The following is a 21622-nucleotide window of genomic DNA, read 5'->3' on the forward strand; positions in this document are numbered from 1 at the left end:
ATGGGACGTATTCAACTCAAGTCCGTGACCAAAAGCTTCGGCGACGTTGAGGTCATTCCCCCGCTGGACCTGACCATCGAAGATGGCGAGTTCACTGTCTTCGTCGGCCCCTCGGGCTGCGGTAAGTCGACCCTGTTGCGCCTGATCGCGGGGCTGGAAGACATCACCTCGGGTTCCATCGACATTGACGGTTCGGATGCCACCGATGTACCGCCCGCGAAACGTGGATTGGCAATGGTATTCCAGTCCTATGCGCTCTATCCGCATATGACAGTGCGCAAGAACATCGCCTTCCCGCTGCGCATGGCGAAACTGGACCAGGCCGAGATCGACAAGCGCGTCGAAGGGGCCGCCAGCGTGCTGAACCTGACCGATTATCTGGACCGCCGTCCGGGGCAGTTGTCAGGCGGGCAGCGTCAGCGCGTCGCCATCGGCCGCGCGATTGTTCGCGAACCCGCAGCGTTTCTGTTCGATGAACCGCTTTCAAACCTGGACGCGGCGCTGCGGGTCGGTATGCGGCTGGAAATCAGTGAACTTCATGAACGTCTGGCGACCACGATGATCTACGTGACTCACGATCAGGTCGAGGCCATGACAATGGCCGACAAGATCGTTGTTCTGCAGGCCGGTGTGATCGAACAGGTCGGCAGCCCTCTGGAGCTGTATCGAACGCCGCGCAACCTGTTTGTCGCGGGGTTCATCGGCTCGCCCAAGATGAACTTGATCGAAGGTGCCGAGGCGGAAAAACACGGTGCCCACACCATCGGCATTCGCCCGGAACACATCGCAGTGTCCGAGACCGAAGGCGAATGGTCCGGCGTTGTCAGCGTCTCGGAACACCTCGGCTCGGACACGTTCTTTCATGTGCACGATACCGGTCTTGCCGAAACACTCACCGTCCGCGCGGATGGCGAGGTTGGCTTTCGCCACGGCGACCGCATCCACCTGGCGCCACGCGCGGATGTGATCCACCGTTTTGACGCACAGGGGTTGCGGATCGTATGAACCGCCTGGCCGGAAAAACCGCCCTCATCACAGGGGCCGCGCGTGGCATAGGGCTGGCCTTTGCCAAGGCTTATGTCGCCGAAGGTGCGCGCGTTGCGATTGCCGACATTGACGGCCCTCGGGCTCAGGAGGCCGTCGCCAAAATCGGCGATAGCGCCGTGGCCGTCGAGATGGACGTGACCAGCCAGCACAGCATAGACGAGGCCGTCGCACGCACGGCTGCACATTTCGGCCCAATCGACATTCTGATCAACAATGCAGCCATCTTTACAGCGGCCCCGATTGTTGAGATTGAGCGCGCCGACTACAACCGCGTTTTCGACATCAATGTCTCAGGTGTTCTGTTTACGATGCAGGCCGTTGCGCGTCACATGATCGAACACGGGACCAAGGGTCGGATTATCAACATGGCCTCGCAGGCCGGGCGACGGGGCGAGCCTCTGGTCGCTGTGTATTGCGCAAGCAAGGCGGCGGTCATTTCTCTGACCCAATCGGCAGGGCTGAACCTGATCTCTCATGGGATCAACGTGAACGCAATTGCTCCGGGCGTCGTCGATGGCGAGCACTGGGACGGCGTAGATGCGTTCTTTGCAAAACACGAAGGCAAACCACGTGGCCAAAAGAAACGCGAGGTGGCCGCAGCCGTCCCCTACGGCCGGATGGGTTGCGCCGAAGATCTGACCGGGATGGCGGTGTTTCTCGCCTCGGACGAGGCCAAGTACATCGTCGCCCAAACCTACAATGTCGACGGTGGAAACTGGATGAGCTGATGGACCCTCTGGCGCACGCAAAACCTCCGAAACGGCTGGGGCGGGACAGCCTTGCAGAGCTGCCTGTGAGCGTCAGGACCCCGGCCTACGCGCGTTCCGACCTGACGCCGGGCATTGTCCATATCGGGCTTGGCAATTTCCACCGCGCGCATCAGGCCTGGTACCTACACAAGTTGATGCAGCAGGGTCAGGCCCACGACTGGGCCATCATCGGGGCCGGTGTGCGGAGCTATGACGCCGAGATGCGAGAGAAATTGCTGGCGCAGGACTGCCTGACAACCCTGATTGAGTTGGATCCGAACGGGATGTCCGCCGAGGTTACAGGCCCGATGATTGACTACCTGCCGATTGAGGCGGGCAATGCCGCTCTGATCCGGAAGATGGCCGACCCATCCATCCGGATCGTGTCGCTGACAGTAACCGAAGGCGGGTATTACCTGGATTCCAACTCCGGTGCCTTCGACACTGATCACGAAGATATTCGTCACGATGCGGCAAACCCCACCCACCCGCGCACGGTCTTCGGCGCCCTTGTTTCGGCACTCGGGCAACGGCGTGCAGACGGCCTCAACCCTTTTACCGCGCTGAGCTGTGACAACCTTCAGGGCAACGGGACGATCCTGCGGAACTGCGTCGTTGGTATGGCGCGCCTGTCCGATCCTGATCTGGCCGCCTGGATTGACCAGAATGGTGCGTTCCCCAATTCGATGGTGGATTGCATCGTGCCTGCGACGGCCAATCAGTTGGTGTCGCAATGCCGCGCGCTTGGCGTCGATGACCGCGCGCCGGTCTCGCACGAGAACTTTCGCCAATGGGTGATCGAGGATGACTTCTGCGCCGGGCGCCCGCCGCTTGAACAGGTCGGTGTGACGCTGACCCATGATGTTCATAGCTATGAAACGATGAAACTGCGCATTTTGAACGGCGGTCACCAGCTGCTCGCAAATGTCGGGGAAATTCTGAATGTCCCGACAATTGCAGACTGTATGCAAGACCGGGACATCGTGGCGTTTTTCGAGAAAGTTCAGGCTGACGAAATTCTGCCGCATGTCGAGGCTGTCCCCGGAACGACGGCAAAAGAATACCTTGCCCTGGTCAAGAGCCGATTTGCCAACACCGCGATTCACGACACAACGCGCCGGGTTGCGTTTGACGGGTCATCGCGGCATCCGGGCTTTCTGCTGCCATCGCTGCGCGATGCGCTTGCGGCTGGCTCTTCCGCAAACGGGCTTGCGCTGGCCGAGGCGTTTTGGTGCAGGATGTGTGCGGGCATTCGTGAGGACGGCTCAGAAATCGCCCCCAATGACCCCCAATGGGAGACCCTGCAGGAAACAGCGATGGCGTCCAAAGCCGACCCGGAGCTTTGGCTCGAACAACGCCAGTATTGCGGTGAATTTGGCCGGGGCACACCGTTTTCCGATGCCTTCGCCCGGTGGCTGACCGGGATCTGGCAGAGCGGCAGCCGGGCAGTTTTGGCCGAATTTATAGCCACCGATTCATTGTCGCACTAAATTCGCGCCCCCTCGGATCAATCGGGCGCAGACACACCATGCTGTGACGGCGGCGCGGCTTAGCCACTCTGACAGGCGTTTCACTTATTTCGAGCGTCTCGGTACAGCATTGCCGCCCTTTGCTGCGGCAGCGCGTACCCGGTTTTTCTTGCTGTTTAGCTTACCCTTGGGCGGTGGCGGGCCTTTCGGACGGTCCGACTTTTTGCCAATACGATCACGTTTGGGCTTGGCGTCCACTTTCACTTTGTCCGCGGGTTTGGGCGGTGTCTTTTTTCGCGCCTTGGCAGGTTGCGGCTCGGCGAGGCGTTGCGGTTTTTGCCCGGTCTTTTCCCAGCCTCTCTTGCCTTTCACACCCTGCTTGGGGCCTTTTTTAGCAGAACCCGAAAAATCGGGGGCGGCGTCCAGCTGCACGATGTCTTTTGTACGCTCGATCTTCATCTCAGGTCCGATCGCGTCCAAGAAGCCAGCAACGCTGCTTTCGCGAATTTCGATATAGGTCTCGCTATCAGCGATGCGGATCGCACCAATATCGGATTTGGTGATGTTGCCCGCCTTGCAGATCATCGGAAGAAGATATCGCGGCGACGCATTGTCGTTGCACCCTTCCGAAAGCGAAAACCAGACGCTCGGGCCAAAGGGCACGTTTGGCTTTGGTGCAGCTTCCTTGACGTCGCTCAACTCTTCCGGTGCGGAATGCTGTCGCTGGTATTGGCGGACATAGGCCGTGGCAAGTTGTTCCGGCGAGAACTTTGCCACCAGTTCATCAACGGACACGCGTTCGGCCTCTGTCGCGTCCGACAGCCAGTCGTCCGAGCTGAACATCCGCTGCATATCCTGTGCGTTGACCTCGTCTGCGGACGGGGCAGCCCCCCATTCGGCGGTCAGCTTGGCGAATTTCAGCAGACGCTGCGCCTTTTTGAACGACGCCGGTGGGACGATCAGGGCACTGACCCCTTTGCGCCCTGCCCGCCCGGTCCGGCCCGAGCGGTGCAGAAGGGTCTCGTGACTATTGGGCAGCTCGGCATGGATCACCAGATCCAGGTTCGGCAGGTCGATCCCGCGTGCGGCGACATCGGTTGCCACACAGACACGGGCGCGCCCGTCACGCATGGCCTGCAAGGCGTTGGACCGTTCGCTTTGGGTCAGTTCACCAGACAGCGCCACAACCGAGAACCCGCGGTTCGACAGGCGGGCGGTCAGACGGCTGACCATGGCACGCGTGTTGCAGAAGACGATGGCGTTCGGCGCCTCATAGAACCGTAACACGTTGATGATTGCGTTTTCACCATCACGCGGGGCAACATTCATCGCGCGGTATTCAATATCGGCGTGCTGCGTCCGTTCACTAACGGTGCTGACACGCTCGGCATCGCGTTGGTACCGGGCAGCAAGGCTGACAATGGCGCGGGGAACCGTGGCCGAAAACAACAGCGTCTGGCGATCTGTCGGGGTTTGCTCGAGAATGAACTCCAGATCCTCGCGGAACCCGAGGTCGAGCATTTCATCGGCCTCATCCAGAACTACGGCGCGCACGGCCGTCAGATCGATCGAGCCGCGCATGATATGGTCGCGCAAGCGCCCCGGCGTTGCGACCACGATATGCGCCCCGCGCGACAGCGCCCTGCGTTCATCACGCATATCCATGCCGCCAACGCATGAGGCAATGAACGCCCCCGCATCGGCGTAAAGCCACCCCAATTCGCGTTTGACCTGCATCGCAAGCTCTCGCGTTGGCGCGATGACCAAAGCCAAAGGCGCATCTGCTGTATCAAAAACCTGCGCGTCGCCCAGAATGGTCGGTGCGATGGCCAGCCCGAACCCGATGGTCTTCCCCGATCCGGTCTGCGCGGAAACCAACAGGTCCCGCCCCTGCAACTCGGGCGCGGTCACGGCCTGTTGGACAGGGGTCAGGGTGTCGTATCCTTTGCGCTTCAGCGTATCTGCGAGTGTCTGTTTCATGGCTCGGCTCTCTTGGGTGATGCTGTCACCCTCAGAGCGTCCAACACACGGATCAAAATCGAAGCACAGTCCATACCGAGAGAGAAACCGGATGTATAGGGTGGAAAATGAAGACCCGCAGCGCTTACGCAATAACCAGCCCAGCAACAGGAGGCGGAACGCACCGCAGCGACATTCGGTATTCACGGAATGCCACCTGACGTTTGCTTATGTCCCCCATCAGCGCGGGCTTGTGGTTCTTCCAATCAGAGAACGTTTTCTCTCATTATCAGGGCCTGATGCAGGTCAGAGGTTTTCGCCCCGTGTCCTCCAGCACCCAACATTCTGTCCCTTCGAAAACCGCAGCCGTCAGCGGTTTGCCATATCCTGCCCCGGTATCGATGTTCACACGGTTTCCGTGGTGTTCAGGGGTGGCGACGTGGGTATGGCCGTGAACAACCAGCCATGGGTGAGGGTCCGGGCAGTCCAGAAACTCTTCTCGAATCCAGATCAGGTCGTCAGGGTCCTGACGCTGCAAGGGGATGCCGGGCCGTATGCCTGCATGGACGAACAGCAGGTCGTTGTGCAGATAGTAGGGCAACAAACCTGCCAGAAAATCGATATGGGCCTGCGGCACGGCGGCTTTGGCCCTGGCGTGGACCTGATAGGTGCGAACCCCGTCGTTGACCTCAACGCCATAGGAGTTCAGCGTCTCAACCCCACCTATCCGAGGATGCAGCCAATGATACCCGACCAGCAGGCGTGCATCGCTACGCGGGTAATCCTCAAGAAACATTGCGCACATCTGATCGTGGTTGCCACGCAGGAACGTCCAGTTTCTGCCTTCGGACTGCCCTTTCACCAAAAGGTCCAGAACCGCGCGGCTTTGGGCGCCGCGATCGGTGTAATCACCGATAAAGACGATTTGCGCATCAGGCCCGCCGTCCTTTTCGATGCGCGCCAGCGCGTCCTCCAACATGTGCAATTGGCCGTGGATGTCCCCGATGGCGTAGATAGGGTCTGGCATCTCGCTGGCGCTCCTATTCGGACCAATCGATGCGGAGCTCTTCACTAAAGGCAAAGCGCACGAGATGAGCTTCGATCACATCCTTCCAACGCGCCAAATCGCCGCGCGGACCGGTTGCAGCGGTAAGGTTCAGGCTGTCGCCATTCGCTTCGAGGGTCACGCTGTCGCCATCCGGGAAGGCCACGCTGCCCTTTGTTTCGTCAAAGAAAACCTCGGCCTTGTGCGACCAGTGTTTGCAGAGCTGCTGCAGGTATTTGCTGGCCGCAGCGGTTTCGGCAACGCCCGAGGCGGTCTGGTCCGGCAGCAGGCTCAGCCCGGTCGTGGCGGCGTTGCGCATTGCTGTTGCAAACAGGGTCACGTCGATATTGGTGGCCACAAAGCTGGCCCCGATATCCAGGCATTTGCGTTGCATTGCCGGATCAAGGGTCAGGATACCCGCCGCCTTGCCCGCCGCCACGATGCGGGTCAGCGCGTCCAGCACGGCCTGAACCACGTCAGGGTGACCGGCATTGCCGATATGGCCCATATCGGCGGCCAGATCGGATGGGCCGATAAACACTCCGTCCACATCGGTGGCCAGAATATCGTCCAGCGCCGCCAGACCCTTTTGGTTTTCCACCTGCACCAGCAGGCAAATCTGCTCATCCGCCGTTTTCAGGTAATCCGGGATGGCCGCAAACCGCGAGGCCCGCGCCAGAGCCGATCCCACGCCCCGCACGCCATGCGGCGGGTATTGCGCCGCGCGTACAAGGTCACGCGCCTGATCGCCGCTTTCAACCATGGGTACCAGAAGGTTCTGCACGCCTGCGTCCAGATATTGCTTGATCATCCAGGTCTCGCCAATCGGCAGGCGCGCGACCGGGGTGCTGCCCGATCCTTCGATCACCTGCACCTGTTCAAGGATGGAGCGTAGATCGTTCGGCGCGTGCTCACCGTCGACCAGCAGCCAGTCGAACTGCGCGGTCGCCGCGATTTCGGCGGTATAGGCGTTGGCCATGCCGATCCAGCACCCGATCTGCGGGCGCCCCGCCTTAAGGGCGGCTTTGAAGGTGTTCTTCGGCGCAGGCATGTGCGGTGTTCCTTTCAGGCGAAATTGATATCGACCGAACCAAATGGCCCGAAATCAGCATGAATCTCAGTACCGGACGGGCATTCGACCGGGCGGATAAAGCTGCCGGACAGGATGATCTGACCGGGTTCAATACTCTGGCCGTATTGCGCCATACGGCGTGCCAGCCAGACAACGCTTTCGACCGGATCGTTCAGCACACCCGCACCCAGACCGGTTTCCTCGATCTCGCCATTGCGGAAGGTCAGCGCACCGACCCAACGCAGGTCAAATGCATCCACCGCGTGGCGTTCCGCGCCCAGCACGATGCCTGCATTGGCCGCATTGTCGCTGATCGTGTCGAACACCGTGCGCGCTTTACCCGATTTGGGGTCGACCCTTTGAATACGGGTGTCGAGGATTTCGATCGAGGGCGCGACGTAGTCCGTGGCGGCGATGATGCCATCGCGGGTGACGTTTTCGCCGCCAACCGCAGATTTCATCACAAAGGCAATCTCTGCTTCGACCCGCGGCTGGATAAAGCGGCCCGCCGGAACCGTTCCACCATTTTCAAAGGCCATGTCATCAAACAGGATGCCGCTGTCAGGGATGTCGATGTTCAGCGCGTATTGCATGGCTTTCGAGGTCAGTCCGATCTTCCAGCCGATCACCTTGCGCCCTTCGGCCAGTTTCTGGCGATAGATGGCGTTTTGCACCTCATAGGCGTCGTCCATGCCCATCTCGGGATGGCGCAGGGTCAGCAGGCCGATCTGTTCTCCGGTCCGTTCAGCCTTCAGCAGATCAGCAGCGGCGCGGGCATGATCCTCAGGCGTCATACCTGTTCGTCCTCAACCGTGTTGCGCAACGTGCCGATGCCTTCGACCGAGACCTCGACCACATCGCCCGGCGCCAGATATTTCGGAGGATCAAACCGCGCCCCTGCCCCGGTCGGCGTTCCGGTGACGATGATATCGCCCGGCTGCAGGGTCATGAAGGTCGAGATATACTCGATCTCGCGCCGGATCGGGAACATCATGCGGTTCAGGGTGTCGTCCTGACGCAACTCACCATTCACATGGGTCTGAATACGGGCGTCATCCAGTTGCGCCGCATCGGTAAAGGGCACCAGCCAGGGGCCGATGGCGCCGGTGTTGTCCCAGTTCTTGCCCTGGGTGACGTTGAACTTGGCGTGGCGCACCCAGTCGCGGATCGTGCCTTCGTTACACAGGGTCAGGGCCGCGATGTGATCATAGGCGTCCTCTTGCGAAATCCTGCGCCCAGTCTTGCCGATGACAATGGCAACCTCGCCTTCGTAATCCAGCGTATGGTTTTCCGGCGGGCGGATCAGCGGGCGGTCATGACCGGTAAAGCCGCTGGCAAAGCGCGGGAACAGAGACATGTATTTCGGCTGCGCGCTGCCATCCTTGTATTCCGCATTGCGATCCGGAAAGTTCACCCCGACGCACAGGATGCGGCGCGCGTCAGGCATCACCATCTCGTAGGTGAAATCCTTATGCGTCACGTCCCGGCCAGCAGCGGCTGCGGCCAGTTGATCGAACGCCCCGGCTGCGATCACCTCATATAAACTGGCATGATCCGAAAATTCGCTATTCAGTGCGATGGCGCCGGCATCCGTGATCGCGCCAAAGAATGTTTCGCCATTGGCAGAGTATGTCGCAAAGCGCATCAGGCCTCCTCGGCGGCGTCGATGCCACCCATGCAGATGTATTTGAGTTCCATGAAATCATCGAGCCCATAGCGTGAGCCTTCACGCCCCAGACCCGACATCTTGACGCCACCAAATGGGGCTTCGGCGGTTGAAATCAGGCCGGTGTTGACGCCGACCATGCCGTATTCCAGCCCCTCGGACACACGCCAGACACGGGCCAGGTCGCGGGAATAGAAATACGAGGCGAGCCCGAACTCGGTATCATTGGCGGCCGCCACAACCTCGCTTTCGGATGCGAACTTGAACAAGGGCGCAACGGGGCCAAAGGTTTCCTCGGTCGCCACCGCCATGTCCGAGGTCACTCCGGTCAGGATGGTGGGTTCAAAGAAGGTGCCGCCAAGTGTGTGGAGTTTACCCCCAAGCGCCACCTTGGCCCCTTTCGAGGTCGCGTCTTCGACATGTTCGGTCACCTTGTCCACGGCGGCCTGATCGATCAGCGGGCCAAAGATGATGCCCTCATCAAACCCGTTGCCGGTCGGCAGGGTCGACACTTTGGCCGCCAGTTTTTTAGCGAAGGCGTCATAGACCCCGGCCTGCACATAGATGCGGTTTGCACAAACGCAGGTCTGGCCGTTGTTGCGGAACTTGGCGATCACGGCGCCTTCGACGGCGGCATCCAGATCGGCATCGTCGAACACAATGAACGGCGCGTTGCCGCCCAGCTCCAGCCCCAGTTTCTTGATCGTCGGGGCACATTGCGCATAGAGCATCGCGCCAATCTCGGTCGACCCGGTGAAAGTCAGTTTCTGCACGATCGGGCTCGACGTCATCTCGCCGCCGATGGCGCGCGCCGAACCGGTGAGGACAGAGAACAGACCCGCAGGTAGCCCCGCACGTTCCGCCAGAACAGCCAGCGCGATAGCCGAAAACGGTGTCTGGCTGGCGGGCTTTAACACCATCGAACAACCGGCCGCAAAAGCCGGACCGGCCTTTCGGGTGATCATGGCGTTGGGAAAATTCCACGGCGTGATCGCGGCCACAACGCCGATGGGCTGTTTGACGGTGATGATCCGCTTGTCGGGCGCATGGCCGGGCGTGACATCCCCGTAAGCGCGGCGCGCCTCTTCCGCGAACCACTCGATGAAACTGGCGCCATAGGCGATTTCACCCTTGGCCTCAGCCAGCGGCTTGCCTTGTTCGGCAGTCAGGATGGCACCTAGGTCATCCTGGTTTTCCATCACCAGATCGTACCAGCGACGCAGGATCTGGCTGCGCTCTTTCGCGGTGCGTTTGGCCCAGCCTTTCTGGGCACGCTGCGCATCGGCAATTGCCTCGGCCGTTTCCGCGGCACCCAGATTGGGCACCCGGCCGATCAACTCACCCGTAGCCGGGTTCGTCACGTCAATCGCGTTCGCGACCCCGGATGCATCCACCCATCTGGACCCAACCCGCGCCTTTTCGGCAAGCAGCGTGGGATCGTTGAGACGCAGTTCAGTCATTCGAAGTTCCCTGTGAATTCGGCCTTAGACCGAGAAGCTGATATTGGCCTGACCCGTTCCGGAGCTTCCGAAATACGGGGTGTAGATATCGATCTTGCCCTGGTAGCTGCCCCATCCAAGGGCGCCGAACAGCAAGGCGGTATCGTTCATGGCGCATTCGCCGGCGCATTTCTTGGCGTAGTCGGGCAGGAGTTCGAGGAACTCTTCAAAACGGCCCTGCTCCCACAGATCCAGCACGCGCATGTCCATCTGTCGGTTAAACTCTCCGTTCACCGAATTCAGACCATCGACCGAGCGTTCATTGGGCGTGAAGTCATGGCTCAGCGACCCCGAGGCCAGAATCGAGACGTTCCGGTCCGAGCGTCGGATGCCTTCAGCGATGGCCTCACCCCAAACCCGGTTTTCAGCGATCGACGAGAACTGATTGACCGCCACGGGCAGAACCCGCGCATTCACGCCGTCATTGATGAAGTGCATCGGCAGCAACGTGCCGTATTCCATGCCCATATCGGGATGCGAATGCCCCAACGCCCGCTCACCACGCTCACGCAGCACATCAAGGATTTTTTCCCCAAGTTCGTGATCGCCGCGATAGTCGAACTCCATATCCGCCAGCATGTGCGGCAGTTCGTGGCTGATGAAACGGCCCTTGTGGTGCTCCTTCGTGTTCAGGTGGAACCCCTGATTGGTGATCCAATGCGTGTCGAAGATGACGAAGGTGTCGACCTTGCGGTCGATCGCATCCTGACGCAGGCGCGCATAACCATCGATGGCAGGTTGGCGGATGCCTTTGTATTTCGGCATCGTGTGGGACATCCAGATGCTTGGCACATGCGTAATCTTCGCGGCCTGTACAATCTTTCCCATGATCGTCTCCTCTCCATTAATGCGTTGCGCGCCTGTCAGCCCGTTCAGGTCACCGGGAAGATCACGTTGGTTTGTCCGGTTCCGGAGGACGGAAAATACTCGGTGACAACCTCGCATTTCGCATCATACGCATCCCACCCCAGCGCGCCGTAGAGCATGGCGGTGTCGTGCATCGAGCCTTCGCCGCAGCAGAAATTGGCATATTCGCCCAGCATTTTCAGGAATGTAGCGTGATCCCCGGCCTGCCACATGTCCAGAACGTGCAGATCGACCTGGCGGTTGAATTCCGAACTGATGGTGAATGTACCATTGTTTGCGGCGTAATCCTTGTTGGGCCAAATCTTGTGGCTCAGCGATCCGGAGGCGACCAGCAAAACCTTGCTGTCGCTGGCCTCAACCGCCTCGCGGATAGCTTCGCCGACAAGGCGGCTTTCCTCGTGGCTGTGAACGGTGCACCAAGCGGCAACCGAAACCACCTTGAACTCCGCCTCGCGGCTCATGAAGCGCATCGGGACAAGGGTTCCGTATTCCAATTCCAGGCTGTCGACCTGATGGCTGAGCGTGTGCACGCCCTTTTTCGTGGCAATATCCGCAATGGCATCCCCCAGCGCCGGGTCGCCGTCATATGCGTAAGGCAAGTCCTTGATAAATTGCGGGAATTCGTTCGAGGTGAACAGCCCCTCGAAATGTTTGTTTGCATTGATATGGAAACCGGCATTAACGACCCAATGCGTGTCGCAGATCACCACGGTATCTGCGCCCAGCTCTTTTGCCCGTCGTGCAATTTCCCGGTGCCCGTCAATCGCGGCCTGACGCGCGCCTTTGACCGGACCCTCTTGTTCCGACATAAACATGGTCGGCACATGGGTCATTTTGGCCGCAAGAACGATTTCTCCCATTTCTTCCTCCTGCTGGTTGCGGTGCGCGCGTTTCCGGTTTCTGCAAGGGCAGGCCGTTACAGCTTGCCCAATTGCATGATCTTGTGCTGGCCGGTGGCAAAGCCGATGTGCTTTTGCTCCATGTAGAACTCGAACGACCAGTCGCCGCCGTCGCGCCCGATGCCCGACGCTTTGACGCCACCAAAGGGCGTGGGCAGGTGACGGACGTTTTCCGAGTTCACCCAGATCATCCCGGCCTCAAGCTTATCGGTAAAGCGCAGTGCCCGCGTCAGATCATTGGTCCAGACATAGCCGGTCAGACCGTAGGGCGTATCATTGGCCATCTGCAGCGCCTCTTCCTCGGTCGAGAATGGAATCGAGGTCAGGACCGGGCCAAAGATCTCTTCGCGCGCGATGCGCATCTGGTTGGTGGCGTTGGTGAACAGGGTCGGTCGGATGAAATAGCCTTCGTCGCCCAGTTTCTCGCCCCCCGCCGCAACGGTCGCGCCATCCTCTTTGGCGATGTCGAAATAGCTGGTGACCTTTTTGTAGTGCTCCTCTGTCACCAGCGGACCGATTTCGGTTGCCGGGTCCAGCGGATGGCCGACCTTGATGTTATTCACCCGCTCGATCAGCCTGGCTTCGAATTCATCCTTGATGCTGTCCTGCACCAGCAGGCGCGAGGACGAGGTGCAGCGCTCGCCGTTAATCGAGTAGATCATGAAGATCACCGCATCCAGCGCACGGTCCAGATCGGCGTCGTCAAACACGATGACCGGATTCTTGCCACCCAACTCCAGGTGCATCCGCTTCAGCGTATCTGCCCCCTGCTTGGTGATAATGCTGCCGGTGCGGCTTTCGCCAACAAAAGCGATGGCCTTGATCAGAGGGTGCTCGGTCAGCGCCTTACCCGCATCCGGGCCAAAGCCGTTCACGGTGTTCAGCACACCCTTGGGTAGACCTGCCTCTTCTGCAATCTCGACCAGCAGGCGGGCCGACAGTGGCGAATCCTCGGCCGGTTTGTGAACCACGGTGCAGCCTGCGGCCAATGCGGGCGCGATCTTCCAGGTCGACAGCATGAACGGCGTGTTCCACGGGGTGATGACGCCAACCGGCCCGATCGGCACGCGGGTGGTGACATTCATCAGGGTCGGCGATTTCAAGTGCTGCCCGTCCCGCGCCTGCACCACCTGATCCGCGAAATAGCGGAAATTCTCAGCCCCACGCAAAGCCGCCTTGGACATGAAGCGTAGGGTCTGACCCGTGTCCCAGCATTCGCACAGCGCGATTTCCTCGGCGCGCGCCTCGATGGCGTCTGCCACGTTCAGCAGAATGCGGCGGCGTTCGGTGGCGGGCATGTCGCGCCATTCGGCAAAGGCCGCATGGGCTGCATTCGCGGCGGTGTCGATGTCATCTGCGGTGCCGTGGGCGACGTCGCAGATCACCGACTTGTCGACCGGCGAGGTGGATTGAAACACGCCGGCAGACCCTGCAACGTCTTCACCCGCGATGCGGTTCTTGATGCCTGTCTCTTTGAACCGCGCTAAGAAGCCCGCGAGTTTTTCGATGTTTGTGTCCAGTGCGCTCATGGTTCAGGTCTCCTGCGTGGTCGCGCCAAGGTGTTCGCGGATCGTGCCGGTCTTGGGCGAAAGCTTGGGGTCGATGTCGAGCATCTCAAGCGAGAGGGCGATAGAATGGTGTAGGAAGGCGGGTGCCAGATACGCCCTGACCGCTTCGAAAATGCGCTGCGTGGCGTCTTGTTTGACGTCGTCGGACCGACCGGCGCGCAGGCGGATCGAGATGTCGATAAAGCCATGCGCCGGATTGCCGTCTGCAATGGCATAATGATCAACGCGAACGGCTCGGACGCGAATGCCCGGCATCGGAAAGGTGTCGATCTCGGCAGCCGTGGCCCGGATGCATTCACACAGGCCACCCATGTCGACCTTGTCCTCCAGGTTCCCGGAATACTCGACGTGAAAATGTGGCATGTGCTCTCCTTTATTAATTAACATGTTTACTATTTCGCAATCACGCTGTCAAGAACTTGCCTTGTTAATCTTTGCAATTTCCAAATTGGCGTTCTAGAAGGCCGCATGACCACGCAAAGCCACACAAAAAGCACGTCCCGATCCCTACCGATTGCGCTGTTACGCGCGCGGGAAACCGTCATGGCGCCGATCCGGGATATGCTGCATGACATTCAGCTCACCGAACAGAAGTGGCGCATCCTGAGGGTTTTGGACGAGCTGGGCGAGGTTGAGCAAAGCGCAATCGCCCACGAGGCCTGCCTGCTGCTGCCCAGCCTCACCCGCATTCTGCGCACGATGGAGGCCGAAGGCCAGATCACCCGCCGCCAGGACAACGAAGACAAGCGCCGCACCATGGTTCGGATCACCGATGCCGGGCGCGCGGTGCTGGAAGACAACCTTGCCACGTCGCTGGCGATTTCAAAGAACATCGAATCGCAGATGGGTCGCGAAAAACTGAACCAGCTTCTGGACCTTCTGGAAGAGCTGCAGGCGGTCAAAGTCTGACCCCGCCCGGGGTGGGCGAGGTCAGGTGAGCGGCGGTTAAAGAGTCGCCAGACCGGTATCCAGCGCCGACAGGATCTTGGCCACATCGTCGGGGGTGATGATCAGCGGCGGAGACAGGATGATGTTGTTGCCAGACACACGCACCATGACACCATCTTCGTAAGCCGCTTTCTGAACCTTTAGCGGCAGGTGCTTGGCAATAGGCGCCTTGGTTGCCCGGTCCGAGACCAGCTCCAGCGCGCACATCGGCCCCTCGCCGCCGCGCACATCTCCGATGACGTCGTATTTCTCGGCCAGTTTCTGCAATCCGGCAAACAGCTCTTCCCCGCGTGCGGCCGCGTTTTCCCAGACACGCAGGCGCTTGATCTCGGACAGCGCAGCCAGGGCCGCCGCCGCGCCGACCGGATGGCCGGAGTAGGTATAGCCCTGATCCATCGACGCCTTGCCGGTGGTGTCGCTTTCGAACACCTCGGCGACCGCACCCGAGATCATTGCTGCCCCGAAGGGGAAATAGCCATTGGTGATCGCCTTGGCCGTGGTCATGATGTCGGGCTGCACCCCCCAATGGCGCGCGCCGCTTTCGCTGCCGGTCCGGCCGAAGGCGGTGATGATCTCATCCGAGATCAGCAGAATACCGTGTTTCGAGCAGACCTCGCGCACCATCGGCATGAAGCTCTTGTGCGGCGGGATAACGCCCCCTGCCCCCAAAACCGGCTCCATGATAAAGGCGGCAACGGTGTTTGCCCCCTGAAACGCAATCTCGGCCTCAAGCGCCTTGACGCAAAGCTGCGCCAGACGTTCCGGATCGGTCTCGTCAAACGGGTTGCGATAGGTCCACGGGGCGGGCACATGGAAACAGCCCGGCATCATCGGCTCGTAGGCTGCGCGGAACTTCTGATTGCCGTTGACCGAGGCCGCAGCAAAATGGGTGCCGTGATAGCCCTGCTTCAGGCTGATGAACTTGGTCCGCCCGGCCTCACCGCGCACCTTGTGGTATTGCCGCGCCATTTTCAGCGCGATTTCAACCGAATCCGAGCCGCCCGAGGTAAAGAAAGCACGGGTCAGGCCGTCGGGCTCGAAGAACTGCGCCAGCTCATAAGACAGCTCGATCGCCTTGTCGTTGCTGGTGCCGCGGAAAGTCGAATAATAGGGCAGCGCGTTCAGCTGATCGGCAATGGCCTGCTTTACCGGCTCGCAGGAATAACCCAGATTGACGTTCCAAAGCCCCCCGACCGCATCCAGCGCCTTGTGACCGTCGACATCGATAATGCTGACACCTTCACCCCCGTTCAGAATGGTCGGCGGGTTTTTCTGACTGTCGGCGGGATGCGCCATCGGGTGCCAGAAATAACGCGCATTATTTTCTTTCAGAAAGTTCGAGTCTTTCATGTCTCGGGTCTCCGGGTTTGTGTCCACCCGCTCAAAGGTGGAAATCGGTTGGAAAAGTGTCGGGGAGCTGACCGCCAAAGTTTGCGGTCAGGTCAATCGAAAGGGCGTGCAGTGCCGTCAGGATTTCCGGCAGCCGTTCGTCGCTGGCGCGGCCTTCGGGGACGGCAATCGCAATGGTTCCCAACGCCACCTGATCAATGCCGAATATGGGTGCCGCATAGCCATAGACGCCATTTTCGTAGCTTCCATTGCTGTTGGCCCAGCCGGCTTGGCTGATTGCTGTGACCCGTTCTTTGATCTTTGCCGGGTCGGTCAGCGTGGTGTCGGTATATCGCGCCTGCTCTTCCTGACCGAGACGGTCCAACAGGAAGGACGGACCAAAGCTGAGCATACACAGGCCCGACGCGGTCGCATTGATCGGAAGGATCTCGCTGGGGTCGAGGCTGACACGGACGCTGTGCCGCGTCGTTTCAACTACCAGCGCGGTTTGAAGCGACTCCTTTTCAAGCAGCGACAGATGCAGGCTTTCGCCGACATCCTGCATGGCAGCCTGCATTCTCTGGCGGGCGCTTTCGATGCCGGGACGGGCGATCTGGCGCAACGCAGCCAGGCGCAGCGCGGCAGGTCCGACCGCATAGGATTTGGTCATGGGGTTCTGTTCGATCAGCCCGTATTCTTCAAGCGCCCGCAGGTGGCGCAGCGCGGTGGCTTTGTTCAATCCGGACAGCCGCGCCATCTGACTCAGCCCGATCTCTGGCCGAGCGTTTGAAAAGTAGTTGAGCATTTTCAGGGCGTTCAGGGCTGTACCCATGTGATTCACATCCTCCCGTTAAGGTAATACTTGACAGAACAAGCTTAACAAAGCAACATTAATCTTGTTAACGCGGATCAAATAATGAACCACTTACGGGAGGTGTCAATGAAGAAAGTTCTAACAGCCGCCGCTTTTGTTGCTTCTGCAACCGCCGCACTGGCGGAGTATCCAGAGAAGCCGGTCTCTTTTGTCGTTCCGTGGCCTCCGGGTGATCTGGAAGACGTTCTGACGCGGATCATCGCCGACGAATTCCAGGCAATGTACGGCGTTCCGGCTGCGGTCGTGAACAAGCCCGGTGGCGGCGGCGGTCCGTTCCCCGGCGCTGTCGAAGTGGCCACCGCCCCGGCAGATGGCTATACCATCGGGTCCTTCGTGACCGACGTACCCATCGGCGGCCCCCAGATCGGCATCCCCGAACTGTCGCCCAACCCGTTCGAGCCGATCGGCATCTTCATGACCTATCCCTTCGTGATTGCGTCAGGCAAAGACGCCCCGTTCACGACCTGGGAAGAACTGGTCGCCTATGGCAAGGAAAACGATGTGGCGCTGGGTCACTTCGGGTCGTTCCTGCCGCCCACCCAGGTGACATTTGCCGCCGCAATCAGCTCGGGCTTTGACTTTGCAAGCGAGGCCGCATTCGACGCGCTGGACTGCAACACTCTGGCCTCTGGTGATGTGGACGTGATCAATACCACGTTGCAGCTGATCCTGCCCTGCCTGGATGACGTCAACGTTCTGGCCAGCATTGGCAACGAGCGCATCAGCCTGACACCAGACACGCCGACCGTCAGCGAACTGCACCCCGATCTGAATGTGGCGCTTTGGAATGGCCTGTTCGTTCACAAGGACACTCCGGCAGAAGTGCGCGAGAAAATCGCGGCCGCTGCGCAAAAGGCGTTGCAAACCGAGAAGGCTCAGAACCTGATCGGTGAGACAGGCGTTCTGATCTACTGGCTGGATGCCGACGCATCAAACGCCCAGATCGCAAGCGATAGCGAAACGATCGGCGCCATTCAGGCCCTCGTGGGCGAATAAACCAACCACAAGGTCGCGCGGGCGTATTCCGCGCGACTTTTTCTGCGGTCAGGGAGGGGACCATGATAGCCAAAACACTGCAGGACATGTTCAAACGATATCGTCGGCCCGGCGATGTTGTTTTTGCTTTGGTCTTTCTGGTTTTTGCTGTTTTTCTCCTGACTCAACTGGGTGAGCAGACCCAGGTCGTCAAACGGACCAAATGGTTTGCGCAGCCCGGCTTCTGGCCGATGGTCTCGCTGTGGGCAATGGCCGCATTTGCCTTTCTGCACTGGCTCAGTTCGGCCATGTCAGACCGTATTCCGGGGCGCTGGCCCGAGGTGGCGTTTTGGTTACGGTCCTTTGAATACGTCGCCTATTTTCTGGTCTATGTCGCGATTGTGCCCCTTTTGGGATACCTGCCATCCACCGTTCTGTTCGCGGTTTTTCTTGCAATCCGCACCGGGTTCCGGAGTGCCGGGGCCATTGGCCTTGCGGCTGCGTTCGGTGTTGCGGTTACCGTCATCTTCCGCGCCTTTCTGCAGGTCAAAATCCCCGCAGGTGCCGTCTATGAATACCTGCCGGATGCGGTGCGCGCCTTTGCGCTGACTTATCTCTGAGGGTCACTATGGAAACGTTTCTGTCCGGACTTTCTATTCTGACGCAATGGCAGGTGATCGTCGCCCTTCTGATCGGCTCGATCGGCGGGGTCATCATCGGTGCTCTGCCCGGAGTTGGTGCGGCTGTGGCCATCGCCATTCTTTTGCCCGCAACTTTCGCCTTTGAACCCATCGTGGGCCTGACGCTGCTGCTGGGCATCTATGGCTCGTCCATGTATGGCGGCGCCATTCCGGCCATTCTGATCAACACGCCGGGCACGGCGGTGAACGCGCTAACCACCTATGACGGCTATCCGATGACCAAACGCGGACAAGGGCACCGCGCGCTGTCACTGGCCTACTCCGCATCCTTCTTTGGCGGCGTTTTCGCCATCATCTGCCTGATGATCCTGTCACCGGTTCTGGCGTTGATCGCACCGCATTTCGGCAGCCGAGAAATATTCCTGGCCGCCCTTTTGGGGATCATTCTAGTGATCCTGGCCCACCGCGGACAGATTTTTGCAGCCGGTATGCTGGCGGCCTTCGGTATCTTCCTGAACACCGTCGGGCTTGAGCCGGTCAAATACACCCGCCGCTTTACCTTTGACCAAAGCTGGCTGGCCTCTGGCGTCGATCTGATCGTGGTCGTGCTGGGACTGTTTGCGATCAGTCAGGCGCTGCTGTTGTTACTGGAAAAGAACCACGCACCGGGCGAGGCGCATGTCAGCGGCAACATCTTTGCTGGCCTCAAGGAACTGCTGGGCATCAAACGGGTTGCAACCGTATCCTCCAGCATCGGCGTGTTCATGGGCATGGTGCCGGGAACGGGTGAGTTCACCTCGCAATTCCTTTCCTACACCTATGCGCAGAAGACCTCGAAAGACCCCGACAAGTTCGGGGATGGCTCGCCCGAGGGGCTGGTGGCGTCCGAGGCCGCCAACAACGCCGTTCCCGGCGCAGCCATGATCCCGCTGCTGGCGCTTGGTATTCCGGGTGAGGCGCTGACCGCGATGATGCTGTCCGTGTTTTATGTGCACAACGTCATCCCCGGCCCGCAGCTTTTCGAAAACCAGATGGACTTTGTCATGGCGCTCTATATGGCGCTGATCCTGCTGAACGTCATCGTTCTGGTGTTCCTGCTGTTCTCGACCAACCTGCTGCTCAAGATCATCCAGATCCCGACCCGGTTTCTGGGCATCATGATCCTGATCCTGGCCTTTGTCGGCGTCTATAGCCTGCGCAATTCGATCACCGACTGCGCCATTGCCGCCGGGTTTGGTGTGTTCGGCCTGATCCTCAAACGGCTGGACTTGCCGATTGTGCCGATCATCCTCGGCATGGTTCTGGGCGGCATCATGGAGGTCAAGCTGCGCAGCGCCATGGCACGGGTCAAAACACCGCTCGATTTCGTCGACCGCCCGATTGCGGCGATCCTGACAGCGCTGATCGTACTGATCCTGCTGCTTCATTTCCGCACGCTGTACTTTGAATTCCGCAACAAGCTGAAACCCGAGCCGACCGCGCTACCGGTCGATTCCGATCACCCCAATCAGCAAGGGTAACCCTGCCATGAACCAATCCGATATTGACGCCCTGCGATCTCAGGTTCTGTCGCCCCGGTCGCATTTCATCGGAGGGCGCTGGGTCGCGGCTTCGGAAGGTGGCCACCGGGATGTGCTGTCGCCGATTGATGGTGGGGTTCTGACCCAGATTGCCGAAGGCACACCAGCGGATATGGAGGCCGCGATTGCCGCCGGCCGAGCCGCCTTCGAAGATGGCCGCTGGTCGCGCCAATCCCCGGCTGAGCGTAAGAAAGTCCTGCTGAAACTGGCTGACCTGATCGAAAAACACGCGCTTGAACTGGCAGTACTGGGCGTGCGCGACAATGGCACCGAGATCACCATGGCCATGAAAGCCGAGCCGATGTCCGCAGCCGGCACGTTCCGCTATTACGCCGAGGCGATCGACAAGGTCTACGGCCAGATCGCCCCCACGGCGGACAGCGTGCTGGGCCTGATCCATCACGCGCCGGTTGGGGTGGTTGGCGCGATTGTGCCATGGAACATGCCGCTGATGATTGGCAGCTGGAAACTGGCTCCGGCGCTGGCCACTGGGAATTCCGTGGTGCTGAAGCCCGCCGAAAGCGCCTCCTTGTCGCTGCTGAAACTGGCCGAACTGGCCGCCGAGGCCGGAGTGCCTGATGGGGTGCTGAACGTCGTCACCGGCTCGGGCCGAGTGGTGGGCGAAACTCTGGCGCTATCGATGGACGTGGACATCATGGTGTTCACCGGCTCGGGCGCTACAGGTCGGCGGCTGCTGGAATACTCGGCACGCTCGAACATGAAACGCTGCTATCTGGAGCTGGGTGGCAAATCCCCCAACATCGTTTTCAACGACGCCCCGGACCTGGGCGAGGCCGCCAAAGTGTCGGCGGGCGGTATCTTCCGCAACGCTGGTCAAATTTGCATCGCCGGATCGCGCCTGCTTGTGCAGCAGGATATCCACGACGATTTTGTTGCCGAACTGATCCAACACGCCGAGGCGATGCGGGTTGGAAACCCGCTGGATCTGGACACGCAAATCGGCGCCGTTCATTCACTGTCCGAACTGGAGTCCAACCTGGACTTCGTCGCCAAGGCCGAGGCCGAAGGCGCCGAGCGCCGCACCGGCGACGGGCGTATCCTTGAGGAGACCGGCGGCTATTACATGGCGCCGACAGTGATGACCGGGGTCAAATCCACCGACAACCTGTTCCAGAACGAGGTGTTTGGCCCGGTTCTGGCGGTGACGCCCTTCAAGGACGAGGAGGAAGCGATCCGGCTGGCCAACTCCACGGTCTATGGTCTGTCCTCGGGCGTGTGGACGTCGAACCTGAGCCGCGCGCACCGCATGATCGCAGGTATCCGCGCAGGCGTCGTGCACGTGAACACCTATGGCGGGTCTGACCTGACCGTGCCGCTGGGCGGGGTGCGCCAGTCGGGCAACGGGCATGACAAGTCCCTGCATGCGTTCGAGAAATATCTCGACCTGAAAACCGCCTGGATAAAACTCTGACCA

Annotated in this window: 20 protein-coding genes; 8 read left to right on the forward strand and 12 right to left on the reverse strand. The window is 60.0% G+C overall.

The features are described from left to right. From ACR0NT_RS09825 to ACR0NT_RS09835, 3 genes are read left to right on the forward strand one after another with little or no spacing between them, the layout of a single operon-like run. Nucleotides 1–1005, forward strand: coding sequence for an ABC transporter ATP-binding protein (locus ACR0NT_RS09825; protein WP_170674766.1), 1005 nt, complete (start codon nucleotides 1–3; stop codon nucleotides 1003–1005). Further along, on the forward strand, nucleotides 1002–1775 hold the full coding sequence (locus ACR0NT_RS09830; RefSeq protein ID WP_170448189.1) for an L-iditol 2-dehydrogenase: 774 nt from the start codon (nucleotides 1002–1004) through the stop codon (nucleotides 1773–1775). The genes ACR0NT_RS09825 and ACR0NT_RS09830 overlap by 4 nt, the downstream gene beginning before the upstream one ends. Beyond that, the gene (locus ACR0NT_RS09835; protein WP_170674767.1) at nucleotides 1775–3286 is read left to right on the forward strand and encodes a mannitol dehydrogenase family protein; all 1512 of its coding nucleotides are present in this window, start codon (nucleotides 1775–1777) and stop codon (nucleotides 3284–3286) included. The genes ACR0NT_RS09830 and ACR0NT_RS09835 overlap by 1 nt, the downstream gene beginning before the upstream one ends. An 84-nt stretch (nucleotides 3287–3370) precedes the next feature. Here the strand turns inward: ACR0NT_RS09835 and ACR0NT_RS09840 are convergent, their stop codons facing one another. The 10 genes from ACR0NT_RS09840 to ACR0NT_RS09885 form a co-directional block, all read right to left on the reverse strand. Continuing rightward, entirely contained in the window at nucleotides 3371–5245 is a 1875-nt protein-coding gene (locus ACR0NT_RS09840) for a DEAD/DEAH box helicase (protein ID WP_170674769.1), read from the reverse strand. A gap of 268 nt (nucleotides 5246–5513) precedes the next feature. After that, the gene (locus tag ACR0NT_RS09845; protein ID WP_170674770.1) at nucleotides 5514–6251 is read right to left on the reverse strand and encodes a metallophosphoesterase family protein; all 738 of its coding nucleotides are present in this window, start codon (nucleotides 6249–6251) and stop codon (nucleotides 5514–5516) included. Between the two features lie 13 nt (nucleotides 6252–6264). Beyond that, a complete protein-coding gene (locus ACR0NT_RS09850) occupies nucleotides 6265–7320 on the reverse strand; it encodes an aldolase/citrate lyase family protein (RefSeq protein WP_170674772.1) in 1056 nt (351 codons plus the stop codon). 14 nt (nucleotides 7321–7334) lie between these two features. Beyond that, nucleotides 7335–8135, reverse strand: a complete 801-nt coding sequence (gene hpaH, locus ACR0NT_RS09855) for a 2-oxo-hept-4-ene-1,7-dioate hydratase (protein ID WP_170674774.1) — start codon at nucleotides 8133–8135, stop codon at nucleotides 7335–7337. After that, nucleotides 8132–8986 (reverse strand): fumarylacetoacetate hydrolase family protein, encoded by an 855-nt coding sequence (locus tag ACR0NT_RS09860; RefSeq protein WP_170674776.1) that lies wholly within the window; start codon nucleotides 8984–8986, stop codon nucleotides 8132–8134. The genes hpaH and ACR0NT_RS09860 overlap by 4 nt, the downstream gene beginning before the upstream one ends. Next, nucleotides 8986–10467: an NAD-dependent succinate-semialdehyde dehydrogenase gene (locus ACR0NT_RS09865; protein WP_480442987.1), complete on the reverse strand. Its 1482-nt coding sequence runs from the start codon at nucleotides 10465–10467 to the stop codon at nucleotides 8986–8988. Before ACR0NT_RS09865 ends, ACR0NT_RS09860 begins: the two co-directional genes overlap by 1 nt. A gap of 24 nt (nucleotides 10468–10491) precedes the next feature. Further along, nucleotides 10492–11334 carry a 3,4-dihydroxyphenylacetate 2,3-dioxygenase gene (gene hpaD / locus ACR0NT_RS09870; RefSeq protein WP_170674778.1) on the reverse strand — a complete coding sequence of 281 codons (843 nt, stop codon included), beginning with the start codon at nucleotides 11332–11334 and terminating at the stop codon, nucleotides 10492–10494. A 44-nt stretch (nucleotides 11335–11378) separates the two neighbouring features. Further along, complete coding sequence (gene hpaD / locus ACR0NT_RS09875; protein ID WP_170674780.1) at nucleotides 11379–12233, reverse strand: 3,4-dihydroxyphenylacetate 2,3-dioxygenase; 855 nt, start codon at nucleotides 12231–12233, stop codon at nucleotides 11379–11381. A gap of 56 nt (nucleotides 12234–12289) precedes the next feature. After that, nucleotides 12290–13801, reverse strand: coding sequence for a 5-carboxymethyl-2-hydroxymuconate semialdehyde dehydrogenase (hpaE, locus tag ACR0NT_RS09880; protein WP_170674781.1), 1512 nt, complete (start codon nucleotides 13799–13801; stop codon nucleotides 12290–12292). Nucleotides 13802–13804: 3 nt separating this feature from the next. After that, complete coding sequence (locus ACR0NT_RS09885) at nucleotides 13805–14203, reverse strand: 5-carboxymethyl-2-hydroxymuconate Delta-isomerase (RefSeq protein WP_170674783.1); 399 nt, start codon at nucleotides 14201–14203, stop codon at nucleotides 13805–13807. A gap of 105 nt (nucleotides 14204–14308) precedes the next feature. Here ACR0NT_RS09885 and hpaR point away from each other — a divergent pair, with 105 nt between their 5' ends. Continuing rightward, a complete protein-coding gene (gene hpaR, locus ACR0NT_RS09890) occupies nucleotides 14309–14749 on the forward strand; it encodes a homoprotocatechuate degradation operon regulator HpaR (protein ID WP_170674785.1) in 441 nt (146 codons plus the stop codon). Nucleotides 14750–14785: 36 nt separating this feature from the next. Here the strand turns inward: hpaR and ACR0NT_RS09895 are convergent, their stop codons facing one another. Both ACR0NT_RS09895 and ACR0NT_RS09900 read right to left on the reverse strand, forming a co-directional pair. After that, on the reverse strand, nucleotides 14786–16138 hold the full coding sequence (locus ACR0NT_RS09895) for an aminotransferase class III-fold pyridoxal phosphate-dependent enzyme (RefSeq protein ID WP_170674787.1): 1353 nt from the start codon (nucleotides 16136–16138) through the stop codon (nucleotides 14786–14788). A gap of 31 nt (nucleotides 16139–16169) precedes the next feature. Next, nucleotides 16170–16949 (reverse strand): IclR family transcriptional regulator, encoded by a 780-nt coding sequence (locus ACR0NT_RS09900; RefSeq protein ID WP_170674789.1) that lies wholly within the window; start codon nucleotides 16947–16949, stop codon nucleotides 16170–16172. A gap of 108 nt (nucleotides 16950–17057) precedes the next feature. On the opposite strand from ACR0NT_RS09900, the gene ACR0NT_RS09905 reads away from it, so the two are divergent. From ACR0NT_RS09905 to ACR0NT_RS09920, 4 genes are all read left to right on the forward strand, one after another. Then, a complete protein-coding gene (locus ACR0NT_RS09905; RefSeq protein WP_170674791.1) occupies nucleotides 17058–17987 on the forward strand; it encodes a tripartite tricarboxylate transporter substrate binding protein in 930 nt (309 codons plus the stop codon). A 62-nt stretch (nucleotides 17988–18049) separates the two neighbouring features. Beyond that, complete coding sequence (locus ACR0NT_RS09910) at nucleotides 18050–18586, forward strand: tripartite tricarboxylate transporter TctB family protein (RefSeq protein WP_170674793.1); 537 nt, start codon at nucleotides 18050–18052, stop codon at nucleotides 18584–18586. Between the two features lie 8 nt (nucleotides 18587–18594). After that, the gene (locus ACR0NT_RS09915; protein WP_170674795.1) at nucleotides 18595–20127 is read left to right on the forward strand and encodes a tripartite tricarboxylate transporter permease; all 1533 of its coding nucleotides are present in this window, start codon (nucleotides 18595–18597) and stop codon (nucleotides 20125–20127) included. 7 nt (nucleotides 20128–20134) lie between these two features. Next, a complete protein-coding gene (locus ACR0NT_RS09920) occupies nucleotides 20135–21619 on the forward strand; it encodes an aldehyde dehydrogenase (RefSeq protein ID WP_170674797.1) in 1485 nt (494 codons plus the stop codon). Nucleotides 21620–21622 lie beyond the last annotated feature (3 nt).

The sequence above is a fragment of the Ruegeria sp. AB10 genome (assembly GCF_056542745.1).